37 protein-coding genes are annotated in these 25,661 nt (G+C 28.5%); 2 read left to right on the top strand and 35 right to left on the bottom strand.

Features of this window, described 5'->3' with window-relative positions; translation table 11 throughout:
- Nucleotides 1-170: 170 nt before the first annotated feature.
- From ACJAX4_RS00535 to ACJAX4_RS00365, 35 genes are all read right to left on the bottom strand, one after another.
- Nucleotides 171-563 (bottom strand): hypothetical protein, encoded by a 393-nt coding sequence (locus ACJAX4_RS00535; RefSeq protein WP_435787494.1) that lies wholly within the window; start codon nt 561-563, stop codon nt 171-173.
- Nucleotides 556-801 carry a hypothetical protein gene (locus tag ACJAX4_RS00530; RefSeq protein WP_435787493.1) on the bottom strand — a complete coding sequence of 82 codons (246 nt, stop codon included), beginning with the start codon at nt 799-801 and terminating at the stop codon, nt 556-558. Before ACJAX4_RS00530 ends, ACJAX4_RS00535 begins: the two co-directional genes overlap by 8 nt.
- On the bottom strand, nt 794-1,117 hold the full coding sequence (locus tag ACJAX4_RS00525; protein WP_435787492.1) for a dATP/dGTP diphosphohydrolase domain-containing protein: 324 nt from the start codon (nt 1,115-1,117) through the stop codon (nt 794-796). The genes ACJAX4_RS00530 and ACJAX4_RS00525 overlap by 8 nt, the downstream gene beginning before the upstream one ends.
- On the bottom strand, nt 1,117-1,464 hold the full coding sequence (locus tag ACJAX4_RS00520) for a hypothetical protein (protein WP_435787491.1): 348 nt from the start codon (nt 1,462-1,464) through the stop codon (nt 1,117-1,119). Before ACJAX4_RS00520 ends, ACJAX4_RS00525 begins: the two co-directional genes overlap by 1 nt.
- Nucleotide 1,465: 1 nt before the next feature.
- Nucleotides 1,466-2,518, bottom strand: coding sequence for an ATP-dependent DNA ligase (locus ACJAX4_RS00515; protein WP_435787490.1), 1,053 nt, complete (start codon nt 2,516-2,518; stop codon nt 1,466-1,468).
- Nucleotides 2,519-2,762: 244 nt separating this feature from the next.
- Entirely contained in the window at nt 2,763-3,980 is a 1,218-nt protein-coding gene (locus ACJAX4_RS00510; RefSeq protein ID WP_435787489.1) for a DnaB-like helicase C-terminal domain-containing protein, read from the bottom strand.
- Nucleotides 3,973-4,302 (bottom strand): hypothetical protein, encoded by a 330-nt coding sequence (locus ACJAX4_RS00505; RefSeq protein WP_435787488.1) that lies wholly within the window; start codon nt 4,300-4,302, stop codon nt 3,973-3,975. Before ACJAX4_RS00505 ends, ACJAX4_RS00510 begins: the two co-directional genes overlap by 8 nt.
- Before the next feature lie 20 nt (nt 4,303-4,322).
- Entirely contained in the window at nt 4,323-4,550 is a 228-nt protein-coding gene (locus tag ACJAX4_RS00500; protein ID WP_435787487.1) for a hypothetical protein, read from the bottom strand.
- A complete protein-coding gene (locus ACJAX4_RS00495; protein WP_435787486.1) occupies nt 4,550-4,996 on the bottom strand; it encodes a hypothetical protein in 447 nt (148 codons plus the stop codon). Before ACJAX4_RS00495 ends, ACJAX4_RS00500 begins: the two co-directional genes overlap by 1 nt.
- Before the next feature lie 11 nt (nt 4,997-5,007).
- A complete protein-coding gene (locus tag ACJAX4_RS00490) occupies nt 5,008-5,559 on the bottom strand; it encodes a hypothetical protein (protein ID WP_435787485.1) in 552 nt (183 codons plus the stop codon).
- Entirely contained in the window at nt 5,552-5,833 is a 282-nt protein-coding gene (locus ACJAX4_RS00485; protein WP_435787484.1) for a hypothetical protein, read from the bottom strand. Before ACJAX4_RS00485 ends, ACJAX4_RS00490 begins: the two co-directional genes overlap by 8 nt.
- The gene (locus ACJAX4_RS00480) at nt 5,824-7,068 is read right to left on the bottom strand and encodes a DEAD/DEAH box helicase (RefSeq protein ID WP_435787483.1); all 1,245 of its coding nucleotides are present in this window, start codon (nt 7,066-7,068) and stop codon (nt 5,824-5,826) included. Before ACJAX4_RS00480 ends, ACJAX4_RS00485 begins: the two co-directional genes overlap by 10 nt.
- Nucleotides 7,040-7,549: a hypothetical protein gene (locus ACJAX4_RS00475; protein ID WP_435787482.1), complete on the bottom strand. Its 510-nt coding sequence runs from the start codon at nt 7,547-7,549 to the stop codon at nt 7,040-7,042. The genes ACJAX4_RS00480 and ACJAX4_RS00475 overlap by 29 nt, the downstream gene beginning before the upstream one ends.
- A gap of 13 nt (nt 7,550-7,562) precedes the next feature.
- Nucleotides 7,563-7,940 carry a hypothetical protein gene (locus tag ACJAX4_RS00470; protein ID WP_435787481.1) on the bottom strand — a complete coding sequence of 126 codons (378 nt, stop codon included), beginning with the start codon at nt 7,938-7,940 and terminating at the stop codon, nt 7,563-7,565.
- A gap of 59 nt (nt 7,941-7,999) precedes the next feature.
- Nucleotides 8,000-8,299 carry a hypothetical protein gene (locus tag ACJAX4_RS00465; protein ID WP_435787480.1) on the bottom strand — a complete coding sequence of 100 codons (300 nt, stop codon included), beginning with the start codon at nt 8,297-8,299 and terminating at the stop codon, nt 8,000-8,002.
- A 2-nt stretch (nt 8,300-8,301) separates the two neighbouring features.
- Nucleotides 8,302-8,673, bottom strand: coding sequence for a hypothetical protein (locus tag ACJAX4_RS00460; protein WP_435787479.1), 372 nt, complete (start codon nt 8,671-8,673; stop codon nt 8,302-8,304).
- Between the two features lie 512 nt (nt 8,674-9,185).
- Nucleotides 9,186-9,401, bottom strand: a complete 216-nt coding sequence (locus ACJAX4_RS00455) for a hypothetical protein (protein ID WP_435787478.1) — start codon at nt 9,399-9,401, stop codon at nt 9,186-9,188.
- 44 nt (nt 9,402-9,445) lie between these two features.
- A complete protein-coding gene (locus ACJAX4_RS00450) occupies nt 9,446-9,682 on the bottom strand; it encodes a hypothetical protein (protein WP_435787477.1) in 237 nt (78 codons plus the stop codon).
- A 644-nt stretch (nt 9,683-10,326) separates the two neighbouring features.
- Nucleotides 10,327-10,827 (bottom strand): hypothetical protein, encoded by a 501-nt coding sequence (locus ACJAX4_RS00445; RefSeq protein ID WP_435787476.1) that lies wholly within the window; start codon nt 10,825-10,827, stop codon nt 10,327-10,329.
- A 65-nt stretch (nt 10,828-10,892) separates the two neighbouring features.
- On the bottom strand, nt 10,893-11,951 hold the full coding sequence (locus ACJAX4_RS00440; RefSeq protein ID WP_435787475.1) for a hypothetical protein: 1,059 nt from the start codon (nt 11,949-11,951) through the stop codon (nt 10,893-10,895).
- 2 nt (nt 11,952-11,953) lie between these two features.
- Complete coding sequence (locus tag ACJAX4_RS00435; protein ID WP_435787474.1) at nt 11,954-13,804, bottom strand: AAA family ATPase; 1,851 nt, start codon at nt 13,802-13,804, stop codon at nt 11,954-11,956.
- Nucleotides 13,805-13,947: 143 nt separating this feature from the next.
- Complete coding sequence (locus ACJAX4_RS00430) at nt 13,948-14,220, bottom strand: hypothetical protein (RefSeq protein ID WP_435787473.1); 273 nt, start codon at nt 14,218-14,220, stop codon at nt 13,948-13,950.
- Nucleotides 14,217-14,783, bottom strand: a complete 567-nt coding sequence (locus ACJAX4_RS00425) for a hypothetical protein (protein WP_435787472.1) — start codon at nt 14,781-14,783, stop codon at nt 14,217-14,219. The genes ACJAX4_RS00430 and ACJAX4_RS00425 overlap by 4 nt, the downstream gene beginning before the upstream one ends.
- Nucleotides 14,784-15,432: 649 nt before the next feature.
- Nucleotides 15,433-15,870 carry a hypothetical protein gene (locus tag ACJAX4_RS00420; RefSeq protein WP_435787471.1) on the bottom strand — a complete coding sequence of 146 codons (438 nt, stop codon included), beginning with the start codon at nt 15,868-15,870 and terminating at the stop codon, nt 15,433-15,435.
- Nucleotides 15,867-16,502 (bottom strand): hypothetical protein, encoded by a 636-nt coding sequence (locus ACJAX4_RS00415; RefSeq protein ID WP_435787470.1) that lies wholly within the window; start codon nt 16,500-16,502, stop codon nt 15,867-15,869. Before ACJAX4_RS00415 ends, ACJAX4_RS00420 begins: the two co-directional genes overlap by 4 nt.
- Nucleotides 16,502-16,831 carry a hypothetical protein gene (locus ACJAX4_RS00410; protein WP_435787469.1) on the bottom strand — a complete coding sequence of 110 codons (330 nt, stop codon included), beginning with the start codon at nt 16,829-16,831 and terminating at the stop codon, nt 16,502-16,504. The genes ACJAX4_RS00415 and ACJAX4_RS00410 overlap by 1 nt, the downstream gene beginning before the upstream one ends.
- Nucleotides 16,832-16,850: 19 nt before the next feature.
- Nucleotides 16,851-17,528: a metallophosphoesterase family protein gene (locus ACJAX4_RS00405; protein WP_435787468.1), complete on the bottom strand. Its 678-nt coding sequence runs from the start codon at nt 17,526-17,528 to the stop codon at nt 16,851-16,853.
- 80 nt (nt 17,529-17,608) lie between these two features.
- On the bottom strand, nt 17,609-17,941 hold the full coding sequence (locus tag ACJAX4_RS00400; protein ID WP_435787467.1) for a hypothetical protein: 333 nt from the start codon (nt 17,939-17,941) through the stop codon (nt 17,609-17,611).
- Between the two features lie 854 nt (nt 17,942-18,795).
- The gene (locus tag ACJAX4_RS00395; protein WP_435787466.1) at nt 18,796-19,263 is read right to left on the bottom strand and encodes a hypothetical protein; all 468 of its coding nucleotides are present in this window, start codon (nt 19,261-19,263) and stop codon (nt 18,796-18,798) included.
- A gap of 1,040 nt (nt 19,264-20,303) precedes the next feature.
- Complete coding sequence (locus ACJAX4_RS00390; protein WP_435787465.1) at nt 20,304-20,495, bottom strand: hypothetical protein; 192 nt, start codon at nt 20,493-20,495, stop codon at nt 20,304-20,306.
- 56 nt (nt 20,496-20,551) lie between these two features.
- Nucleotides 20,552-21,058, bottom strand: coding sequence for a hypothetical protein (locus ACJAX4_RS00385; RefSeq protein ID WP_435787464.1), 507 nt, complete (start codon nt 21,056-21,058; stop codon nt 20,552-20,554).
- A gap of 451 nt (nt 21,059-21,509) precedes the next feature.
- Complete coding sequence (locus tag ACJAX4_RS00380; RefSeq protein WP_435787463.1) at nt 21,510-21,701, bottom strand: hypothetical protein; 192 nt, start codon at nt 21,699-21,701, stop codon at nt 21,510-21,512.
- Between the two features lie 145 nt (nt 21,702-21,846).
- Entirely contained in the window at nt 21,847-22,179 is a 333-nt protein-coding gene (locus tag ACJAX4_RS00375) for a hypothetical protein (RefSeq protein WP_435787462.1), read from the bottom strand.
- A gap of 417 nt (nt 22,180-22,596) precedes the next feature.
- Nucleotides 22,597-22,764 carry a hypothetical protein gene (locus ACJAX4_RS00370; protein WP_435787461.1) on the bottom strand — a complete coding sequence of 56 codons (168 nt, stop codon included), beginning with the start codon at nt 22,762-22,764 and terminating at the stop codon, nt 22,597-22,599.
- A gap of 924 nt (nt 22,765-23,688) precedes the next feature.
- Complete coding sequence (locus ACJAX4_RS00365; RefSeq protein WP_435787460.1) at nt 23,689-24,162, bottom strand: hypothetical protein; 474 nt, start codon at nt 24,160-24,162, stop codon at nt 23,689-23,691.
- 261 nt (nt 24,163-24,423) lie between these two features.
- Here ACJAX4_RS00365 and ACJAX4_RS00360 point away from each other — a divergent pair, with 261 nt between their 5' ends.
- Nucleotides 24,424-25,248 (top strand): hypothetical protein, encoded by an 825-nt coding sequence (locus ACJAX4_RS00360; protein WP_435787459.1) that lies wholly within the window; start codon nt 24,424-24,426, stop codon nt 25,246-25,248.
- Nucleotide 25,249: 1 nt separating this feature from the next.
- Nucleotides 25,250-25,507, top strand: a complete 258-nt coding sequence (locus ACJAX4_RS00355; protein ID WP_435787458.1) for a hypothetical protein — start codon at nt 25,250-25,252, stop codon at nt 25,505-25,507.
- Nucleotides 25,508-25,661: the final 154 nt, after the last annotated feature.

Here is a 25,661-nt window from a genome sequence, read left to right as displayed (position 1 = left end):
TAGTCCACACGACTCTAGATTATCTTCTTGAGATAAATCATAATCACCATGAGGGCTTATATCAACTTTTTTTTCTTTTCCATCTAATGCTTCTTTTCTTTTAAAAAAATCACTCATATATTTATTTGTTTTTAAAGTTCAAATTTACGCTAAATAATTGTAAAACACAACTATACACCGTATTTTCTTTTAATAATACTATAGATCTCACACCATTCTGGCAGACCTCCTAAATTCTTATCATCAATATGTACATCTGCTGAAACTTTTCTACAATCTGCTTTAAACATACTTATTAAATGAGGAAAATTGCAATTTACATAATGATAAGGTACTTTTTTTTCGTGTAACCAATTAATTGCATCAGCTAAAGCTAATCCGCTTCTACATGTATTAATAACAATACCGTATCCTTCTGCAGCTAATTGTTTAATATAGTACACTGAATCCTTACGTTGAACCCCTAACTCAGGATATTCACTCATACATATAGTAAGATCAAAATCTATCGATAAAATAGCTTTAAAATCACTATGATTATATTCTAATATTTGACTACTCATAAGTTTTTAAAATATAAAGAGCTTGTTGTCTTATTCCAAACTCTCTTGTTAATACTGTTGGGCTAAGATTTTTAAAATATACACACATATTTGCCATATCTTGTGCAACAAATTTTCTTGTTCTACCTTGTATTAATCCTGATTCATCTGCTGATAATAAAATTATATTAGCCAAATCTTTAAGATTTTCACTTTTATTTACTTTTTCCCAAATTTCTAATTTTTCTAAATTATTCATCTTTTAAATTTTTATCTATATATCTATCATCCATATCCTTTTTAAACATACTCATATAAGACAAAAACATTGCATTACACAATATATGTCCAACATGAGATAATTTGCTCTCAGGATCATTCTCTTCACCTTCAATAAATGCATTGATGTGTCTTTGAAGGCTCTCACATACTTCTGTGTATTTGAGTCCTTTCTTCCAATTATGGTCATCATATTTTTCAGCTCCAAACATTAGAACTCTAACCATTGGAGCTAGTGCCTTCCAAGACACTAAACTCCATTTCAACTTACCTGTATTAAATCTATCTCCTGCCATTATAATTTAGTTTTTAATGTTCTTTTTTTTCCTTTAAAATTATCATCAAAATTATCATAGTAATTTCTAAGAATTTCAACAGCTTCTGAAACATTAAATGAATTCATTTTTGATAAATTTAATTCTATAGATTGTTTATAGTTTTTGTATTCAATTCTATCAACTGAAATTGTCCAAGTTTTATAATTATCATTATAATAAATAGAACCAAAACATTTACCTGAAGAATGATCAAGTAATTTATTGTGAGAACCATTTTCAAAATTATTCTTAAACTGAGAACATTTTCTTTCAACAATAATACAAAGTTCTATAAATAAACTTAATTGTCTTTGAAAAGGATCCATATTATTTATCTAATCTAAATCCATACATAGTTGGATGTCTTGGAACTCCAGTATCTGATTTCTCAAAAAACCTTAATTCACAAGTTTTACCAATATGTAAGTCTTTGTTATCTAATAAATCCTTAGCCTCTTCATGAGTCAAAGCAATTCCGGCACCTAAAGTGTCATTCTTTGCACCTTTCCAATAAAATAGAGGCTTACCATGATCAGGTCTTGCGTCTGAAGGTATTACATCCATTAATGGCAAAGCTATATCACTAAAATCTTTTAATTTCAATAAATTAGAGCTTCTTCCATTAAGTTTGTATCCTTCATCTCCCCATCTTACAATAGTACCTTCATATCCTTCAGATATATTAAAAGAATGAAATTTCATTAAATCTTCTTTATCATTAATAACAATTGTAGGAACTAATATTAATTTAGGATTAAATAAACATATTTCTTTTAACATCCTGTATCTTTCCACAAATGGTTTATCTGAAACAAGATCATAAACATGATAATTTACAGCTTCAGTTGTACCTGGTCTGTATTTTTTTATCATTCTCATGTTTTCTTGAAAAGATTTACCATGAGCATAAAGCTCTCCGTCAAGTATTACATCTATTGCAGGGAATTTAGTTGTAATATGATCCAAAGTTTCAATTACATTTCCAGATCTAGAAGTCAAAGTAGCATAATTACAATCACCTAATCCACGCATTCCATCTAACTTTGGTTGAGCATAGCAAGGGTAAACAATTTTCTTTTCTTCTTTTCCAAAAACTTTTGCAAGCATTGGTAAGATTACTACATTGTCCATAGCATCTTGTTCGGTTTTAAAGTATCCTTCTTTAAGTTTCTTTACAAATTTAGCATTAGCTTCTAATTCTGCTTGATCTTCAGCAGAGGTTTCATTAGATTTCCCAATATTCTTAGCTTTACACATGCTAACATTAGTTACATGTTTTCCGCCAATAATACCAGATACTTGCACTATAGTAGCGCCATCTGTATCAATATCAAGAAATCTAATTTTACCTTTACTGTCTTTTTTAAATAACTGATACATTACTCTTTAAAGAATTCACTAATCTTATTGCTAAGTTTAGAATTACGTTTACTAATTGATTTCAAAGAAATTCTTTTTTTTGTTGCTTCATCAATTCGAACTTGAGCTTCATCAATGTCTTTTTGAATCTCTAAATTAGAGTTTTCAAGTGTTTTTACTACGTTACTAAATAACGAGAAAGCATTGTCGCTATCCTGTTGGTGCTTACTTACTGAGTTTTTTTTAAAAAACATTTTATATTAATTTAACTTTGGCCAAAATTTTTTGTAGTTCTTGGCGTACCTACTCTTCCTAGCAGTTTGTCTGCTGATTGTTCATAATTTAATAACTCTCTTTTTTCACTAGATTTAGGCAACTCTTTAAATCTATTTGTAGCTCCGTCAAATAAATAGTGAAAATATTTATTAGGAGCGCCAAATCTATTCTTGAGTATTTTAAAAGCTCTAATAGTGTCTCTAAATCTTCTAACATCATAACCATGATATTCTTCAAATCCATACCTGTCTGGAGAATAAACTCCAATTATTACTTTAGCATCTCTTTGAATTTCTTTGTTATTAGCAAATCCCGCTAAGGAGGGTTCAGTTTTCTTCTGAATACTCTCTCCCTTATTAGTAAATTGCTCTTTCTCGCCAGATTGTTCTTGCTGTATAATATTTACAACAGCCCATTTCCAGTGTTTAGTTATTTGTTTTAAAGAATAAGTTGTACTCCATTGCGCAATAGTTTCATGAAGACTTTTCATTTTGCCTGTGTCTTTATCTTTTTCACGAGCAAGTAAGCCTATGTGATCCACAACAACTATTACAATTGCATTAGAATCGTCAGGTTCATAATGACTATAAACTTTAGTAACTTCTTTCTTTGTGTATTCAGTACCATCTTCACGAACCTTCTTTTTAATGAACTGTCTATCTTCATAGTGATGAGTTCCATTTTTATCAGCGTAGTCTCGACAATACTTGTAAATACCGGTAGGATGATAAACAGAGTCTATAATTTCTACATTATCTAAAAGTCTTTCAACAGAATCAATATTATCACTTATTACAGTCATTAAAGACTGATCTAAAGATTTGTCCTTATAACCTTGAAGAGTTAATAAATCCATTCTAATATTACATTTTGATGATATAAAATTACATATCATAGTATCTATAAACTCTTGCTCTGATTCCTCTAAAGCAAAATAGAATATCTTTAACTTAATATTATTCTTTAAAGCATATTCTAAAGGTTGTCTAACAGCCAATGCCTTTGCTACTTGAGTTTTACCAACTCCAGAACCTGCAGTAATCATTGTTATCATTCCCGGAACTATTCCTGGAACTGATTCCGCTAGTTTTGGATAACTTTCAAAAGGTATACAAAAAATTTTACCTAAATCTTTTTGAACTTTAATTTCTTTAAGCTCATTAAGTCTTCTTTTTGCTTTACCAATAATTGTTTTAGATTTATCCATGAAAATCGTCCTCCTCTCTTTTGTAATGAAGCCCACTTGGACCATTTTGAGCTATAATTTTCATTCTTTCTTTTACAGCTTCTTCTTGTTCATCTGAAAACTCAGCATGTCCTTGACATTGAGATTTTTTTCTCAATTTCATATATCCAAGAGCCCTCTCTTTTGATTCTTTGCTTATTATAAGTGAACCAGTTTTAAGTTTAGACTCAACTTCTGTCATTTCACATACATGACCATCTTCCCAGCTAGGGCTTGGTGGGGCTTTTCCTTCAGTAGTACTGAATCCAGTACCACATATTTTACATCTAAATGCTTTTAACATAATTATTTTAGTTTTTAAAGTTAAATAATGCTATTATCAAAAGAAACAAAAACTGAATTTAAAGGTTCGTCACTTATTTGATCCCAATCTGAATATAGCCAACCTCCAGGAACTCTTAATATATCTTTGCTTGAAAAACTAGACCAATATCTTTCATGGAGCTTTAATCCATATAAAAGTTCAAATTCAGTAGGTTTTTCAACTTTCTCAACTAATGGTTCTTTTCTTTTTTTAAGTTCATTATTCATTATATTAGTTTTAATGATTCTATTAATCCTTTTTCTAAGGCTTGTTCGTAAGTGTGCTTACTGTGTAACTCTGTTTGGTATTTATCTCTTACCCAAATTTGAGGATGGTATAATCTTTTGTTTATAGATTTGTCCCTACTCCCATTTGGTATTACATAGACATCTAAATCGTGAACTTCCCTCAACCACTTTTGTAACAAAGATTGTGTTGGTGCATATATAATTCCAGGATTTAATTTGTAGAAACTTATTCCTGTTTCTTCATCTAACTCATCTTGAGGATTGTATAAAGTATTAGAATGCATTAATCCTAAAATGCATACTCCATCTAAATCTTTATGATAACTATGTGGATTTTCTGTAGTGTAATACTTGGGTGTTAAAAGATTAAATCCTTTCTCTTTTGCTAACTTAGCAGTTTCAAATTCTATTAATTTATCTTCCATATTTTTAGTTTTTACATGTAATCTTCGTTTTTATACTCATTTTCAATAGTGTCATCATCAAGAAGGTATGATTGCTTCTCATGATATCCTTCGTTGAGCCATCTTCTAGCTTCAACCATGTATTCTAAATCACCTGACTTTGTTCTTTGAGCTATATCTAATTCAAGAACTTTAATTGCTTTTTTCTGAGCATCAACATCTTTTTTAAATACAGCTTTCCATTTCTTAGAAAGTATTTTACCAAGAATAGTATCGGCTCCAGCAGGAGACAAAGCTCTTTTTCCGCCGTGTCTCCTCTTAACCATTATTGGGTATATTTCTAACCATTTGATAAACAAATCATTTGCTTCTGCAAAAAATACAGATGCTTTTTCTCTAAGAAATAAACTACTATTAGATATCTTAATAAATCCTTTCTTTTCTAAACTCACTAAAGCTTCAACATTACTATCAATTATTCCTGACAGTTGGTTGTTGTTAGCTATATTAAAAAGTATCAAGTATTCATTTATTGATAATTTATTCTTAACAATATCATCAATTGGTAGAACTATATTATCCATTTTTTCTAAAGTCTACAAAGCATTTAGTGACAGCTTCAATTATTGTTTTGCCGTAATAAAATTCCAACTTTCCTTCGTAGTCTTCAACATTATTTCCAGTTTCTCTTGAATCACAAACTAAAAAATTTTTTTCTATATCTTTAAAACAAGTTGGACTGACTACGTAATGAGGCGTATTTTTAGATTCACTAGAACTAATAAAATTATCATTAATTACAGCAAACATTTCATCAAGACTATAACTTTTTTCTTTTCTTCTTTTATTTAAACCCATTTTACGTATTTTTGATTAAATCCCTTCATTGATTTTTTAAAGTAAACCTCATCCTGAGTATCTTTTATTACAAATAAATGTAATTCAGGAAACTCATGTCTGAGACATCTACCTAGCATTTGGAAGAAGGATCCTATTCCACTATCTAATTGGGTTATTACACCTTTCTCTATTTTAGTTAAATTAACGCCTTCTCTAAGCATTTTAACTGCAAATAGTTCATCACATTCAAGTCTATTAAAACAATCTATTAGGCCTTGGTTAACGCCTTCTTCATTGTCTGAATGAACTGCACTTCCATTACCTATTTCTTTAACTTGTTTTATAGAACCTGTAAAACAGATAAATCTAGATCTAGTTGATCTAAAATCTTTTACTAAACTTTTAACATACCTTGTTTTAACCTCAGCTATAAATCTCTTTCTAGTTGAAGCTGTGTTTAGATATTTATTTCTACAACCCGTTCTTATAGGGTAAGCTATTGTTCTGTCTTGTGATAAATTGTAATAATAAGACATTTGATCACTCATAGCTTTGTAATGCTCTGTCTCTGTTCCCTGACAAATTATACCCACTTCTTTTGGATAAGTCTTCATCATGTAGTACATTTTGTTGTGCTTACAAAACTTTGTTATCTTCTTTTTACCTTTAGCTTTCCTTGCTACAAAATCCCATAACTTTCCATCAACAACTTTGTCACTTAAACTAACTTCATGAATCATCAATGATGGTTCAGGCAACAGGTTAAGTTTAAAAGCTTGATTTAAAGTAATTGTATCATAATAAACTGTCTTACAAAGATTATTCATTAAATACTTCTTCTCGTCTGGGATAGTAGCGGAAAGAAATATTATTCTAGTGCCACGCTGAAGTATATTCCTCAGTCCTAAAACTCTTTTTTCAGTTAAAGCATGGCATTCGTCTAATATTACAAAATCAGCTTTTTTCTTTTGATTTTTTAAAGAAGCGTATAATACAGTCTTCATTGTTTTACCAATTTTAACCATATTATGCTTCTTTATATCATCTAACCAATTTTTCTTATGAGTACTTTCTTTGCAAATTAAATATCCTACTGCTTCAGGATTATTTTTTAATATATTGTCTGCAATTTTTAAAGCACCCAAAGTTTTTCCACATCCTGTTGCCCACTGAAGGCAAAGGAATCTGTGTTTTTTTGACAGCTTTACACCATTAGCCTGTATTTTATTCTTCTGGGCTATCGTCTCCGTCAAAATCTAAAGGTAAATTTTTTCCTTTTCTATAATCATCTCTAGCATTTTTTGTGTACTCGTCAAGATAAGCATCTATTTCTTTGTCGCTCATATTATCAAGTTTCTCAGGATCAATAGATAATGATTTAATTACACCATCACCATCAGTTGATTTTATTCCTGGAAAATTACGAACAGTCTTATCTTTAATATCTCCTTTAAAAATTGGCTTTATATAATCACCTTTACCTTTTTTTTCAATTCTTCCTGCAACTTGCTGTAAAACTTGAGCAAACATATCATCTCTATTTGCTGTCTCTTCTAGTAAAATATGTATTTGCAACGGATCTCCTTTTACATAAGAAACTCCGTCATCTTTTCTTCTCACTAATAAAACAACTGAATTGTCATTTCCTTGTTCAACTATTTTCTCTAATTTACTGATAGTTTTTCTTATGAATTTCTTAAATTTTACGACTAACTTATTTTCTTTCTTACCCATGTGTGTTTTGTTTTTATTGATTTAAAAAAGTGAAATCTAAATAAGGAAGTTCTTCTCCAGGAACTTTAAATTTATTAATAAAATCTGTTAATGTTACGTTTGTATCTATTTCATCTCCAAACAATTTAATTACTTCTTTATTGGCTTGTCTAATAAGTCCTTTAACAACTCTTGCGGTACCTCTAGCACTTGCAGAATCTTCACCACCTACAACTTCAGCTAAACTAGCTTCTGATTTATTTTTAAATTCAACTGACTTATCCGAAAGACGCTTTAATTTTAAATAATCATCTTCAGCTCTCTTTAAAACTAATTCAAATTCATTTTTTGTAACTGATCCTCTAAAGTTTTTAAAAGCTACTTCGTCTTTTACTTTTTTTTGTTTTTCCATTTTTATTTGTATTATTGATAATTAATATAAACTATTTTTAATTAAAAACCCATATAATTCTAAGAATTTAAAAATTTAATATGAGTTTTTACTGTTAATCCATTCTTATGCCTCTTGTTATAGAGTTTTCCACGTAAACTAGGATCATGTTCTTGTATTTTTTGTCTAGCTCTTCTTATTGCTTCTGGTGAAGATATATTTTTATCACCAAATTCTATAAGAAAATCACGCAAATCTTTAGATCTTGTCTCTGAATACCAAATTTTAGCAATCAGTTTGTTATCATCATCCCTAAATACAGGATAATTAGTAAGCAAATACCTAACTTTGTCTGATACTTTAATTATTGATTTTAACATGCTTATTGTTTTACACTTCTAAAAGATTTATTACATTTGGGACAAGTAGTTCCAAGTTCAAAAGAACCTAAATCATTACATTTATCACAAATATTATCAATTTCTAAAAGTTTATTTAAGAATCTTATTTTTTCACTTCTGTAAGGTGTTGATGTTTTACCAAGTTTTACATTTGTTTCTTGTGCTAAATCACTTTTTACCCAATTTAAAAGGTCTGTTATTTTTTTATCCTTTAACTCCGTACAACAATGTGTATAATTAATTTTTGCTTCTAGCCATTCTACATAATTATTGCTAAAATGGTCTTCATAATTTGGAGACTCAGTGTAAGGTTCTAAATTCTTTTCTTCTCTATAAATTTGTTTAATATCCATCTTTTATTTATTTACTTTATTAATAATCTATTCAAAACTAATCATACACCCTAAAGTTAGGCTTCATTTATTCCACTCCATATACGTAACACTTTCCCTATGAACCCTATTGATGTTAGTTTTACCACAAGCACATTGCTTAACTAACCAATTAGTGTTATTTTCCATCTCAATGTCATATAGTTTTATATCGTAATTACACCTATGAAAACGAAGCATAACATTGTGTATAGCAAATGACCTTCGTATTCTCTTGATAAATCGTTTCATAATTTCAATCTTTAGTTTTCAATCTAATTTTGTGTAATCTGTAGGTAATTTCATTTTTTACACCTATTACTAGGATTTTATTAATAATCAATCATCCATTTCTTCTAAAGATTGATTTAAAGTTAATTTCTTTTTGTTTTTGTATATCCTATTACTTTTGCAATTAGGACAGCTTCCGTGACATCTGCAAGTTTTGTCAAATTTCTTTGAACCTGTATATTCTTTTCTATTTGTTTTACCCATTATTCAGGATTTAATTTAAAAAAACTTGATATTTTATTTTTAACAGAAAGAGATACACATTTATATCTTTTGTTCTTGTAAACAAATATAGTTCCGTGAACATATCTGTAAGTTGTTATAAATTCCATAAAAAACTTTCTTTCACTTAAAATTAGCTCTTGAACCATTTCTCCTGAGTTTATTTCAATATGTTCATTACTTAATACTTTAATCATTTTGTTTTATTTTTAATTGTTTATATTAAAATATTTTAATAAAATTATTTATAATAATAATGATCTGTTTTTTTACATTGATTACAACTGCATTCAGTAACTGTACTTGGAGATATATAATCATCTATACTAATATCTTCACAAATAAAACCTTTAGGTTTATAATGTAATTTTTTTTCTTCCCAATTAATAACTTTACTATCTTTAAGTGTAGCAAAAAGAATATAGCCACTTACGCAAGTAATCACTGATACTTGCGTTTTTCTTTTAGTTTCACTCATTATTCTAGTGTTTTTTCAATAATATGAAGAACAAATATTATAATTATTGATGTTGATGCTATTTGCATATAAATAATAAAATTACTTCCCCATATAGCAAACAATACAGAGATTAATAATACTAAACAAAAAAATGTTCCTATATATGGTATAGCTTTTAGTACTTGTTTTTTTAATTTATTTTCTTCCATTTTTATGGTTTTTAATTGTTATTAGCACCCTTTAATTATTAGCTGCGAGTTATCTCACATTTAATTTACATCCCTCTAATAGGGTGCAACACTAATAATATAATAGGGTCACGTAGTTAATTATTCTGTATCTTCGGTGCTTCACACCTAATGACCTTGGAGTTTAACTACTTGCTGAGAACTCCCAATAGTGTGAATAACATTACCAAAACAGTTTTCCGAGGACTATTAATTATGCGTAATTCACTAAGCAACATATCTCATACAGTTGCATCTATTCCCAATTGTAATTACTTAGTTCTCCCAACGCATAGGATATAGTGTAGTTCCATTAAAGGAAATCTCTCTATATTTGAAGCGTTTTTCGCTAATTACAATTCTTTACCATTACTGGTAGGATTCTGTTTTAAGTCAATGAATTTCTTCAAGGGTTTTGTTGACTGGTAATTAATACTATACTAAAGCTTCTACTTTTGCAATAACTGTTACTGCTGCAGTTATTTCAGCAATAGTATATATTCTAGAAAGATTTGTAATACCTTCTTTAAAGAATAAACCATTATTCTCAAATTCCTGTATTACTTTAAATTCTTGCATACGGCTGTTAACTACATCGATAAACTCGGAATCTTCTTGAGCTTGCATAAAGTCTAAAGCTTCTTTTGCTAGTTTACCGGTAATAACTCCTTTAGATGTAGTTGGTTTAGCTACAAATTCAACAAAAGTTTCTTTACTTAATTCATCTGAAACTTCATTCATTATAGATGAAATTGAAGAAGGAGATTCTGTAGTGAAAGTTTTACCTTTCATTTTTAAAGCTACTTTTACTAAAAATTCAGCTTTTTTTTGTGAATCTACAAAATTATTGTTTTTAAAATACTTACCATTACTTACTGCTGCTAAGTATCCACCATTAATTAATTCTAACTCACTTACTTTTTTAAATGTACTCATTTTGTTTTTGTTTTTAAATGTTAAATTACTATTATTTTTACTCTTTTTACTAATTACTTTTATCCTTAAACTGTCTCTAAATCTTTAACCCATTCAGGCATGTGTGTTATATTTTCAGTTGAAAACCATTCAGCATAACCTACAAGTTTTGGCGTAAAACCAGTATAAGAACTAGAACGTGTATGAAAAGAAACTATTTTTTCAACTTTCCATTTACACAAATCTCTACCTTCTTTCTTAGTCATTTGCCTTGAATCTAAATTAAATGAATTATCCCAAGCTTGACATGGACTATGACCGTCTCCAAATACTATTGCAGTATTGTATTCACGGCAATCTTTTTGAAGAATAGCTTTAAAATAAGTCTGATCATTGTCCATTCCGTTTTCAGAGTAAATCTTCTTTAAATCAAGCTTATGAATTTCTTCATAATTATATAAAGTTGATTTTGAACCTGTTATTAATAAGTCAGCATAAAAGTTTTCACTTAAATTTTTAGCTAAACTCAAACAAGTACTTGAAACAGCTCTAGGTATTGATCCAGATATATCTATAATAATTAGATTTTTTGTTGGAGCTCTTAAATGGGCACCACCATACATTCCTTCTAATTTTTTGTTATACATATTACTGTCAAAAGTAACAGAGTTGTGAATGTTTGTTGTAACAGCCTCTTCTGCGTCTTTCATCCATACTGGAAAAATATTTAAAGATTTTAAAACAGATACATCAACATAAGCTGAACTATCTTTTATAAATTTCTTTATAAGATTTTTACCTTTAACTTCACCTATACTTCCTCCTAACGACTTTCCACTATTTTCTTTTCCTCCGTTAGAACTTGAAATATTAAACTCAGTATTACAACCTAAACTTGAACTAAGGCTTTCTAAATCTGAAAACCCATTTTCTTTTAGTATTTTTTGAAATCTAAAAGGATATCCTGTAGCTACAGCTGATTGATAAAGCACTTCATATTCAAGTATTCTTAATAAATATTCCTCCTCATCAGGAGCTCCAAAAATAAATGGAGTTCCTAATGGAAGTTTTAATATATCACTTTTATCCGTGATAAAAAATAACTTAGGGATTGGTATCCCTTTTTCTGATCTAAATAATTTCATAATTACTGTTTAGTTTTTTTTAATAAAGCTGAAAACAAACTAGATTCTCCTGGCAACAGGTAAACTGGTTCTTTAGCTTCTGGGTTAATACAAATTTTCTTTTTTACATAGGTGTTATGAACTAACTTATCCAACATTGGTTCTATTACAGATGAATAAGGAGTAGGACACCCTACAGCAATCATTTTAATTGCTTTCTCTATACTTCTAGGTGTGTAGAAGTTATTGTTAAGAAACTCTTCTTTCTTAACAAGTTTCGCTAATGGATCAGAAACTGAACTCGGCATTAGATACTTTTTAGTCATATAATTTTTAAACATTTTTGGACAAAACTTCACATCATACCACAAAAACCTTTCTTTTATCTGTGGAGTAAGCGGAACCATGCCTTGATGGTTTGCTGCAGCAATAATCATAATATTTGGTAGCTTTTTACCCGATATTAAAGTTCGTTGCTCTAAGATGGTTAAACAAGCATTTAATACTATTGGATTACCATTAAGTAATTCGTCAAAAAACAATATGTCTCCATCTTTCAATGTTTCTAACTTATCAAAATTATAATAAGTCATTTTCTTAGTGTCTTTGTCCGGCATAGCTATACCTGATATCTCAAAAGGACTCATTTGAGAAGTAATAAGTTCAACAAGTTTTGCTCCTTTTTCTTTTGCAAACTTTTCTATAATTTTTGTTTTACCCATTCCTGGATTACCAATAAATAAAGGAACTACATTATTTCTTAAATCTAAATCTTCATAAACTTTTTCAAGTACAGGCTCTATGTGTGCCATGGTAAATTCAGTAATTATATCACTTTCTACAACTTTACCTTCAATTTCACTTTCTTCACTGCTCAATGTGTGAAGAATTAAATCTTTAGTACGGTAACTATTAGCAAAACCATCAGAATCTAAAGTACTTTTACAATGAAAAGCATAACCTTCTGAACCTCTAGAAAGCGCTGATTCATCTATAGATGTAACCTTAAGAATTCTTAAGAATTTTTTTTTACCATCATTATAATGAGATTGATTTTTATAATGTTCACTATCATGTAATATAGTAACTAAATCTCCTTTTTTAAAACTTGATTTAGTAACGCTTTTACTATCACTATAATCTTTAGAAGTTGATGTTGATTCATCAACTGTTACAGAAGTATCAACATCAGGTTTTTTATCTTTAGATTTAGATTCTGTATGTGTTAAAGGATAAATAGTTTCCCTAGCTTTCATTTCCTCATCAATAAGATTTTCTATAAAAGAATAAGATATATTTTTAGAATCAAAACAAACTCCTTTATAATACTTAAATTTTTCAGGCCTATCAAGTTTTATTTCATTATTAAAATCAGCTTCATTTACATATGTAATTGTCTTTGCTGCTTTGTCTTCTTTTATTGCTGTTTTTTCATAAACACCTAAAACATATTTATTTACACCATAAGAAAAAGTTATTTTTTCTAATATTTTAAATCTATTAGAAGTCAAAGTAACTGAATCTAAATTTCTGTATAAATCACTATTAATGTGAAGACTAACTATATCACCTACATTAGAATTACAATAGTTATTATAATGTTTTTTTTCAACTTTACTTAAAAAATCTACAGCAACAATATCTTCATCATTGTAACTATTATTGTAATTGTCAAAAATTGACCTAGCAGAATAAATTCCATCTGAAGCTCTTACTATTTGAAAAACTCTTTCTATTATTTTGGATTTTGTTTTTAAATCTTTTTCTTCTTTGTATGAAGTTACTTTTCTGCAAAAACGTTGACTTTGATAAGATGTTGTGTCTTTTTTTATCTTAACTAAATCACCTGTTTTAAATTTTGTTGTTTTTTTCATTTTATTGATTTATAATTGGTTATTATTATTATTTGTGATTTAAAAATGTATGTTTAAAAATACATTATTTAATTACTTTTGCACACTTATAAGTGTTACAATACTATTTCATAAATTGTTATACATAACATAATTTTTATGTGTTATATTTTATTTAACTTTTTAAGTTTAAAATTAGTGTTTTTATTAATAGCACCTGTTCTTAAATTTCTTGCTTTAATTTTATCTCTTTGTATTTCTTGATGATTTGCTAACATCACTCCTTCAGCAATAGATTTTATAGCTTTTCCAGCTAGTTTTGATATCTCATTAGCTTTCTTTTCATTTAATTTACCTGATCTTAAATCAAGTACATCTTGAGTTAAGCCTGATGAAAGAGTATTCATGATTTTCATCTGTTTGTTAATTGGTATCATAATTTTTCTTGTTTTTTAAGTTCTCTATGTAGTAATAATTGATTTTTTTTTAATTCTTTTAAATCTTTTTCTAAGTATTTACTTTTAATTTTTAATTTACTTGCTATATAGTTATCGTGTAATTTTTCTGTTCTTTTGTTTCCTTTATTACGATAGTAATCTATATTGCTTAAATAATGTTTTCTTTGACTTTTTAAAATTATATATTTATTTTTACTTCTCCAATTTATTCTAGATTTATACTCATTATTTTCAATACATACTTTACATTTTCTTAAATGTGTGTCAGTATCTATTTTATTTTTACAACTTGGACATATAATGAATCCAAAGTATTTTGATAATAATGAATTAGAATAAAAGTTAAATGTTTTTCCGTTTGAACGGACAATAACACATTTAGAGTTTTTTCTTTTTGGAGCTTTTTTATAAGGAATTATTACATTTTTAAATTCTTGATGTCCATATTCTTTTCTTCCTAACCATTTATAATTTCTAATTATTTTTCCATCTTCTCTAATAGAGTATTGTTTATTAGTTCCTTCAATGTATTTTGATTTCATTTGATTTAATTTAAAATTAATATTATTGCAGCCCACCAAATTCGGGAACTACACTACCTGTTTCGCCTGACGGAGTAATCGACACCTCCCTACAATAATATTCATGGAATCGAACCACTCTTTTCTTCTAAATCTTTAAAATAAGTAGCACAAATTTTATTTTGTGATAACCTGACATGTAGAATAACTAATAAAACATGGATTTCGCAGGGGTTTATTGCAGAACTCATTCTTTAACCACTAAAATTTGCTAGTTATGCTACTTATTCTTGGTCAGGGTTCACCTGTTCCTTTTGCTTTTGATTAATAATTTATTTATCCCCAAAGTATGTTTTTAATAATACTGCTTAAATTTATTTTCATTAAATTACATATGAATATAAACACAATGCATAGTAATACTAAAATAAAATTATTAAGCATTTGTTTTTTAATCTTATTCATTGATTCTATTTTTTAATAAATACAGAGCTGAATTGTATTAGCACTGACCATTACCTGCTTTCACTCATACTACTCGCAAGTAGTACAATAACAACGTCTAAAAATTCTTGTTTTTTCATTCAGCTGAAAATGACGTATCAGGCACTCTGTATTATTTGTTAATTTATTTGTTAAGATTCATAATGATGCCGTTGAAAAGGATTTTTTATTTCATTTCCTGAATTGAAGCCTCTAATTCAAGTTTTTTAATGAATGGTTTAAATACTTTTGATTTAAAATACATTAAATCTCTTCTACCTAATCCTTTTAATACCTTATGCATTTCATCTGCTTCTTCATTATCACTTAATGATTTTAAATTATCAATTTTTTTAACATCAAGACTTAATCTATCAATACATTTATTGTAATTTTCTAAATCTATTTTTTTTATGTTGTTAAAAGTCTTATGACCATATATAACTATATCATGCGTAAGTTGACTATAACTTTCCGCTATTATACCATTAGTGTGTCCGTAATTACTAGCTAATACCGCAAATGTTTTTCTAGCATATGAGTATTTTCTTTTTTTACTTTTTGACATTATATTAAAACCATATAAATGATCTAATACTAGTTTTATTTCTGATACTAATCTCATGATTTATATTTTTTTTCCAATGTTGTATTACATTTATTACAATAAACAACCTCATCTACCCAATGTAATTTTTTATAAGGATGCTCACATGATTCTACTGCGATAATATTAACTGTATTATCTTTGTTTAGTTTGAGTTTATAATTTTCTTCCCAAACAGCTCCTATTATACTTTCATCTGAACCATTATGTATTAATTCATATTCAACCTCATATTTACCTTCTGGATTAGCAACAAATTCTTTTAAGAATAATTGTTGTATTTGTGGTATAATCACACCTCTTTGTATAAGTTCTTTTCTACTTAAAGAAAATTCCACCTCTACATCTACAGCATGATAATAAGAACCATCCTCATTATGGTCTATCATAGTCATATTACCATATTGCACTGTAGATGGATGTGTAAGCTTACGGTCAGTAGTTGCTATGATTTTTCTATGAGTATCTCTATTGAATTTAGATATTGGTTTCTTACTGTAAATTTTACCAAGAGTATTACTTACTGTATTTATAACCCAATCACCTTTTTTAATAGGTTCTACATCTTTTGATACAGTTGCGTATAAATGAGATTCTTTACCATTTTCTAGTTCTTTAAAAAGTTTTATTATTTTTACTGGTTTTTTCATTATTTTATTATTTCAGGATCTTTAAAATCAGTTTGTTCTAGTAAAAATTTAGTTCTTATTTCTATTTGATCTAAAGTTTTTATAGCTTCTTCCCATTCACAAAGCTCTATTAAATCACAAAAATCAACACCTAAATTAGCTAATTCATGATCTTTAGGAACTTTGCAATCATCTTTAGGTAGTAAATTACATAATTGACCACAAGCACATGTTACCCAATCACAGGATTTTGATAAAGCATCTGTAAAATATTTTTGTTTAATAGCTTCACTTGAATCTAAATATTTATACCAATCCCATTTTTTAGGGTTAAATTTTAATGTTTTCATTTTTTATGTTTTTTATAAGTTAAATTTCTAATATACTTCCATTACTGCTTAATTCACCAAATTTACCATCTGTAACTACACTTCCATTACTAAAAATAGTTTTATAACCAGTTAATTTTAATACACCAGCATTTATAATATCTTTATTGTTATGTATATGACCTGATAAAAATAAATCAGGTTGAATTTGTAATATTTTTTTCTTAAGAGCACTACATCCACACATTTCTGCGTTATTAAATCTATCATAAGATAAATCCATTACACCTTTAGGTGGTCCATGAACAACTATTATTCTAGCATCTTCTGGTATACTTTGCCAAACTTTATCTAATTTACCTCTATCCTTCATAAAATGCCAATTACCGAATTGTGGAGTATAAGGAGAACCCCATATTTTAATACCATCTATAACAACAGATTCATTCTCTAAATAATCTATTGAATATTCTTTACAAAGATCTTTAAATTCTTTTCTTCTATAAAATGCTAACGCATCGTGATTACCTGCAATAAGTACTTTATTCTTTATAGGTAAAGAAGCGTACCAGTTTAAAAAATCAATAGCTTCAGGTTCATTTTTATATACATCTTTATGATTAGTAAAATCACCTGAATGTATTACTGTATCTATATTTTCAGGGACTTTTAATAGTTCATGATAACCATGAGTGTCTCCAATATGCCATATTTTCATTTTTTATGTTTTTATACTGTTAATATTCTTTAGTAATTACACACAATATTCTCGACGTGTATGTAATTTTTGTTTATATTTTAATTCCAATACTTATTTGAATACCCAAAATCTCTTCCTTCTTCAGGACACCAATCTTGACCTTTACTTTTAGTATTACCTCTAGATGTATAAATAGTTTTAAGAGTTAAACTATCTCTCCAACCATCACCAAATCTTGCTTTGGCTTCTCTTCTTGCACTATTTAAAGAATCTTTGTCTCCAGTTTTTTCTAATGCTCTTGCTCTTTGTGATATTTGTTTTCTAATGTATGAGTGAATTTTACGAACATCATTTTCTGGTATATTTACTATATCACTTAAGAACTTTTCATTTATTAAACTAGGTGCTACTTGTTTGTTGTTTATTTTCAATTTGAATGTTTTAAGTATTATTAATAATTATAACCCTCTTTCTTATTAGCTGTAGCTGTGTCGAGTCATTAAGCATACGGATAAAATTATGCTCACTAATAAGAGTAGGGTCACGTAGTTAACTAGTATTTCTTGCGGAATTATATCCATTTGACCAATACTTTACTTAAAATTAACTACTTGCTGAGAACTCATTTGTGTTGTCTTAACTGTTTGTGTCTTAAATACACAAATTCATAAGATTAATTGATTTCAAGATTCCGCTCTCAGGGGAACAACACATCTAGGATTACTCCAACTTAGCCAGTGAACTCGCATTAGTTCTTCTTTGATCCTCCTTAGCAAGAAGGAGCTGGTTACCCTGTCAATTCAGGATTAGTATCTTTATGTGAATTATGTAGTTTTGAGTATCCTATATTACCTTACTAAGAGTCTTTCCAAGATACCATAAAGTGGATTTGAACACACAACTCCTAGCGATTCACAAAGGTTTCAATGTTTAACCTGTTTATTAATATATTAAAATAGAATCTACGGATCAATACGTATGTGCCACTACCCCGTAGCTTTTCGCAGCTTATCACGCTTTTTAATATATTATTAGAATAATTTCAATTTACTTATACGGGACTATCACCCCTCTGCGGTCAAGGTTTCCAACTTGTTCTAATTTTTGAATTATTCAAATTACTTAATATGTCTTATTTCTTGTAATTGTTTTACTTTAACAGGATTAGCTTTGTATCTGTTTTTTGTTTGACCTGACTTAGTTTTGTAACTTCCTACCAATACTTTTGCAGGTGCCGATAATACTCTTTGCTTTCTCATTATTGTTTATATTTTAAAGGTTTAATTTATTCTTCTGTAATAATTTCATTGTTAGAAGAAGTTGATGAAATAGGATCTACATAACCATCGGGAGTTGACTGTCCCATAGTATTTTGGTTTGCAAATACATCTTTTTTGTAAGTTGTATTTCTAACTAATCCCATTACTAATTCTCTAGAATGTTTAGTTTTATCAGTTTCAGCTTCTAATTTATATTTAAGAATATTAACTTCCATAACTATTTCTTTTTCTCTAACTTCATTTTCTCTTAAAGTTATACTTTTATGGGTACGTAATTGGCTTTGAAGCTCTCCTACTTTTATTTGAGATGTAGAAAATTCTGTACACTTTTGAGAATACTTTGTTTGTAATAAATTGTAAGCTTCTTCTGTTTCATCAGCTTTTTTCAGTCTTTTTTGTAATATTACACCTACTTGTTGAGGTAAATTCTTTTCAATACTTTGTTGAATTTCTTCAGTAATTTTATTTTTCATTGTTTAAATTTATAAATTAATGTTAATATTATTTTCTATTAGCTTTTAGAATAGTTTTATTTAAAGCATCTGTCTTATACACTACTGATAGAAAATAATGATTAGATATATAATCATTTTCACGAATAATTTTAGTTTACTCGTAGATTACTTTGTATTATATCTAATTAAAAATAGAGCAGGTGATATTACCATCTCTAAATGCTGTTGTACAAATATCTGCACACTCTTTTTTGTTATTGTAAGTCTTACGGCGAGTGAACCGTTTAACACCTTACTGCGGTTACATACTGTTTGTTAATCCTTCTACATCAGAACACCTCCTAAGGATAATGCGTACTATTTTCTCTGTACTTTTATGTAGATCTAGCTTTCTATTTATTTAAGGGAGTTCAGCTTTCCCCACCATTTTTCAGGATTTAAAATGTAAATAAACTTCTGTGTCGCTTCAGTCGTTATCTCTTATAAAATACAATATATGAAAATTTGCTACTATTGTTCACAATTTTCTAGTATACTAAGTAAGGCTTTTTTGGTTTATTTACATTAATTTAATAAGGTTGTTGGTATAAATATTACTGCACCATAGGTTGTATCAGTATCCTTACATTAATAGAAGTTAAGTTTGTCTTTTCCCTTCAATACCTATTATGTTAATTTATACAGACAGTGTAAACTATTTTTAGTTCAACAACATTAATTTATAATTTTTTAGTTATTAATAAAAACTCTTTGACCCAAATTTCAGTTATGGGATATATGGATAGCCAAACTACGTGAATTCCATTATTTTTATATTCACAGGTTCATACATCTACAATAAACACAACTGCTGATACAGTTTAATAGCTCTAGTGTACACACTCCTTTATAGGTGGCAGAATCTAACTCACCAATGCTAGTTACTATTGTTTATCTTTAATTCAAAGAGTTTAATTTTTAAAAATACACTATTAACTACCATTTAGTGTAGACATCATTTAACGTAGAACCAAATACTATTTCACTAGTATTATCATAGGGCTGATGACTTTTTGTTGTTAATTTCTTTTTGATTCTTTACATACTACTGACATTATAAAAAATAATATCATTGGTACAAAGAATATTGATCCAAACATTACTCCTGTTAAAGCAAATGATACTGCTCCTAATAAAGATATGTTTAAAGCTGTTCTTCTTTTAGGGTAAAAAAATAACAATACTATTATTGGTGCTATTAATGCTGTCATTAATATACCTAATTGATTTATTTGATCCATGAACTTTTGATTTAAAATGTTAATAATTACAAGCCTATTTCTTTAAGATTCTTTGCATATATCTTATAATCAGGTAATTTTTTTTTATAATCTTCTGTTCCTAATTGTGGAAGATAAACAGCATTTCCATCTTTGTTTAAAGAATAAGAACTACATTTTTTTATCTCAAAATTAAAAACATAATCTATCTTTTTTAAATGATATATAAATAAATCTAATTCTCCAAGTCTTAGGTTTTCTATTGCCATTTCAAATGCAAAAATAACATCATCATCAAGATCACTTGCAATTGCACGAGTACCTTCATCTATTGTTGTTTTGTAATTAAAAGGTTTTTGATTTAACTCGCAAAGTGCATTTGTAGCAGCACACCCATAACATACTTTTTTCTTAAATATTTTAAAATATGTTTTTTCTTTAATTACTGAAAAATCATACATGTCTACAGGCATCCATTGTGTTTCAAGTCCTCTGATCATTGTTTCCACAATTTCGGAAACACTTTTTAATTTACTAAATATTGTATTTTTCATGTTTATTTTGTTTTATATTGTTGATATTGTAAAACTATTATAAAATTGTAATCTATTATCCCAATTACTTATCAATGATTAATATCAAAGTTCTGTACTTTTATGTTCATTATTACTCTTTTAAAGCATATAACTTATAAATTTTCTCCGAGTGTATTTTTCTTATTCCTAGGAAGACAATACTCTAACGGTCATGGCGTTTCCTAATGCTTATAAGGCATCGTTGATAATATAATTACAATTTTATTAGATTATTTAATTTTTTGTTAATGATATAAAACTCTCACAAGGTTGCACCTTGATTGCTCTATAAACTATCCTATGCTAAATAGGTCAAGTGTTGAGGTTAATTTAATCCTGCTATTAGATGAGAGTTTTAATTACCAATTATATAAGCCTTTTGTCTTCTTGCTTATGAATACGTCGAATATCACGACCTTTCTTTTAATTTTTATTGAAATTGAACTGGTAAATTATCTTTTAGATACTCATCACAATATGTTTGTGAAAATACTTCAGCTGCAGGTAATACATTTTTAGCAAATCTTACTCCTCTTTCTAGTATACTTGCTTCAATGAAATGTTCTCCTGTTAATGTATTGTAAAATAATTTAAACGCCTTATTAACTTTTTTAATGCCCATATTATATTGATTTTATATTGTTTATATTAATTTTGTTTTATTTTGTTTAAATATATCTCTGCCTGAATTAACAAGCAGAGAATATGATCTACAAAAAAAGTATGCAGTTTAACCCTCCGACTGCAAAAAGATTTTTAATCATTATTTAAAATGGTAAATCTGTTTCAGCATCTTCATAAGATACTAGTTTTTTAACATCTCCTATTAGTTTTAATTTAACTATAGAAAATCTTTCTTCTTTTGAAAACTCTTGGTACACCATTTCCTCTGTGTACTCGTATGAAGTATGGCAAAAAGCTGGTATCATGAATCCACACTCTCCTGTATAGTTATTTGTAGTAAGATGATTGTTTAACCAACTTTCTGCTTCTTCATACGTAGTGAATACATTATATTGAGCGTCTTCATAAGGCACGTAAGAAGTTGTAGCGTGGTTATGTTTTAATGTTAGTGCTAATATTTGATATATTGCTTTCATAAGATATTTAGAATGTTTTAAGATTATTTATTTAGTATTGTTCAAGACTTCTCTTGTATGTTTGACAGTCTATTTTTATCCAATTACAACTGTCTTGATTGTCCTTTAATAATATTTATCAATTATCTGCACTAGATAAATTTACGATATGCTTTCGACTTATTAAAGTTAGGAATAAAACAATTAATTATCAGGAGAGCTCAACTCCTACTGACATACTCATCAGTTCATTATTCACTACAAGTAATTAACTTGTTTCTCATCATGTGTGAAACACTAGTTTATAATTACATAAACACGTTTCTTAGTATTGTTCAAGACTTCACTTGTATGTTTTGATAAATGTTATACCTAAGTGGGCGGTTGTTGTAGCCGCCCAATGTATGTCTACTTTGCTTACATAATTTAGATATTTAATCATAACACATTATTTGTTTGGTATTCTTTGCCATCTATATCCCAAATCATAGAGTACTCTCCATGATCATCGGCACCAGATTGTCCTACAAAATTAGGTTTACTTGATAACTCATATAACTCAGTAGGAGTTACAAGAGTTCTACTTGGTAATAGTTTTAAATGCATTTTTTGAATACTTTAAGGTTAGTTATTAATTAGTATTATTCAACTCTTCAGTTGTATGATAAAACCACCTTTAGGGTCAGGTAGTGGTTTTGAGGACTTATTTGTGTGCCCACCGCATTATCATTTAGACATCCTAGAAATGTCATTGGCCTAGACAATGAACTATTCGCCAATACTGTTTAAACTTGTTTAATAATAATACAACACACCTACCAGCAGGTTTCTACTGCTTTATCACATCATGTACTAACATGGATTTGATTTGTCTTTGATTTGGGTTCAGTGTGTTGTTATAATTCTTTTTTAATCTCTGTCGTAACCATTTAAGTCTTCAATTGAAACTAAACTACCTGTTGATGTCATATATAATTCTTTCATAATATTGTGATTTAATATTGTTATTGTTATAATGTTTTTTAATCTTTTTAGCTATGTATATATAGTAAATTGAGATTGTAGTAATATATCTTTATAATTGAGAGTTATTTGATTAGAACTCTTTATTTAAAGTTTATTATTTGATTATTCAACGAGAGTTGATGATTATAAGTGACGAAATAGCCATTCATAATAATGTCATAATTGTTGTGATAACAATTTTAGTGGTCGAGAGAGGGGTTATGGGGTTATCCACACACCTATGAAACACCTCTTACTCACCAATTAATCCTATAATTAGTCCAATGAAGCAAGTAATAGCAAATGCTTTAAGTAACCAAGTAAAGATAACTAATGTTTTATTTGTATTATTCATGATTATTAATTATTTAAAGTTATTAAATATGTATTCCACGTGATTTGACTATGATTAATTCTTGATTTGTTAAGAAGAAATGTGTATTCCACGTGAGTTGAACTAAAATTAATGCCTCAAACTTACTAGATAAATCTAGCAAGAATGAGAACATTTAATTAGTGTGAGGATTACTCTGGACTGTCAAAGTCAGATTCCTCCATGTCGTCCTGAGCTTCAGGGTCAGCCTTAAGTAGCAAGTCTTTCTCGTCTAGATTTTCAGAGAAGAATGAGTTACGGTAAATAGGCTGTCCGTTGAAGGTCATAACCGCACCGCCAGCACCACGAGTTTTGGGGTCTTGAGTATCGCCGTTTTTCTTAATGTAAGGCGTTACAGTCTCGTTTATGACGATTTTACCGTCAATAGGAAAGGCTTGTCCGTCATTGATGTCTTCAATAAGGATAGCGAGTAAGTCAGCCTCAAGAGCGATAAAGGCTGTTCGTTTAGAAAGGCGGGCAACCTTGCTAAATCCTGTATAAGATACAGATTGTACCATAACGTTTCCGATTTCACGAGTCTCACCCGTGTTAGGGTCTGTAATGTTACGCATTGTTACCACATCGCCGTCTTTGTTGTTTTTCACAATAGCTTGTAATTTTTTCATAATAGTGTTAGATTTAGATTTTCGAATTAGTTAATTAACGTTCGAGTGATTAGAAAATATTGAGAATATTGTAGGTCTCAATAGAGAAACATGATTACCCGTAATTTGGGTACCCTATCCTCCAATATTTAAAACTAGTGGGGGTTGAACTGCTATTTGTCTACCGCACGACTCCCTCTTAAAAAATTTTAAAATTTTAAAAAAATTGCGCATTACATATATTTTCCCTATATTTACCATTAAATTATAAATAAAAACACTATGGCCATTTGGAATAATAAAAAGAAGAAGAGTAAGTTTACTAGAAAAGAACCTGTAGATAATAAAGAAGAATTAAGGATAGAGCAAGAGGCTGAGGATCATCTAAATAGAGAGTTAATGTTTTTTAGTAAAAATATGAAAGATAATTCACCTAACAAAGAAATGTTTGAATCTGATAAAGTTCAAGCTGATTTAATGAAAGAATTTGAAAGAAACGCTGCTAGTTATGTTGTAGCAAAGAATACTCCAAATATAAGACCTAGAGAAGAACTTGGAATTGAAACACTACCTTCAGATCTTCAAAAATTAAAACACAACTTATTAGAGAGTAATCCTTACACTTTTGGAGATAGTGTAGTTACAACTGAACAAAATGGTGAAGGAAATAACTCTCCTTTACATCTAGGAGGGGTGCCAGTAAGGAAAGGGTTAATGGAGCAAATAAATAATTTAAACATTAATCACTTTGCTCCTTTAACTAATCAGTCATTGAATCAGTCATTGAGTCTTCTTGGTGGTTCTAGTAGTTCTAACGGATCAAATTATTTTGGATCATCAACAACTGGTACTCAGCAAAAAATAAAAAGTCTAATAATAAGTGTAGATAGATACGGAGTTATAAATCTTTCAGGAGAAGTTCTACCAAAAAATCATAAAAATTTAGATGGAGACATATTCATCGACAACAAAGAAGAAATCAAAGAAACTAAGGCAGTTATAAAAAACATGAAAGAATCAATAAAAACATTAAACAACGCTCTGTCGATACTTGAGTCTGACGATAATGCTGAAATAGAAAAACATAAAAGAAGAAAATTAGGATAATATGAGCAATATAAAAGTATACTACATAACATCAGAGAATGCTAGAAATATAAAAGAAGATTTAATGTTTAATTTTCCTTCATTTATAAAAGAATGCCAAAAAGAAAAAGCTGTATACAAGATAAGCTACAGTAATATGGCGTTAGCTAGATTTGAAAAAGAATATGGGATGGTAATAAATGAATTCATTACTGCTACATTCTTCACCAAAGACAAACCAGGTAAAAAGTTTAAAAAAAGAACATTAGGAGTATCATAAATTAATGACATGTAAATTAGGTTTGAATAACTTAATCGTCTATCTTTGTGAAACATAGTTATTACGGTGTTATAACTGTTTAAGTCTGTAGCCAATTGATCAGCACATATTAATAAGGCGTAGACACTCAGCGAGGTTAAAAGTAATAATGAGC

Origin of the sequence: Clostridium sp. (assembly GCF_051278035.1) — a bacterium.
In the GTDB taxonomy this organism is placed as follows: Bacteria; Bacillota; Clostridia; order Clostridiales; family Clostridiaceae; genus Clostridium_AD.
This window is presented reverse-complemented; position numbering and strand designations above follow the sequence as displayed.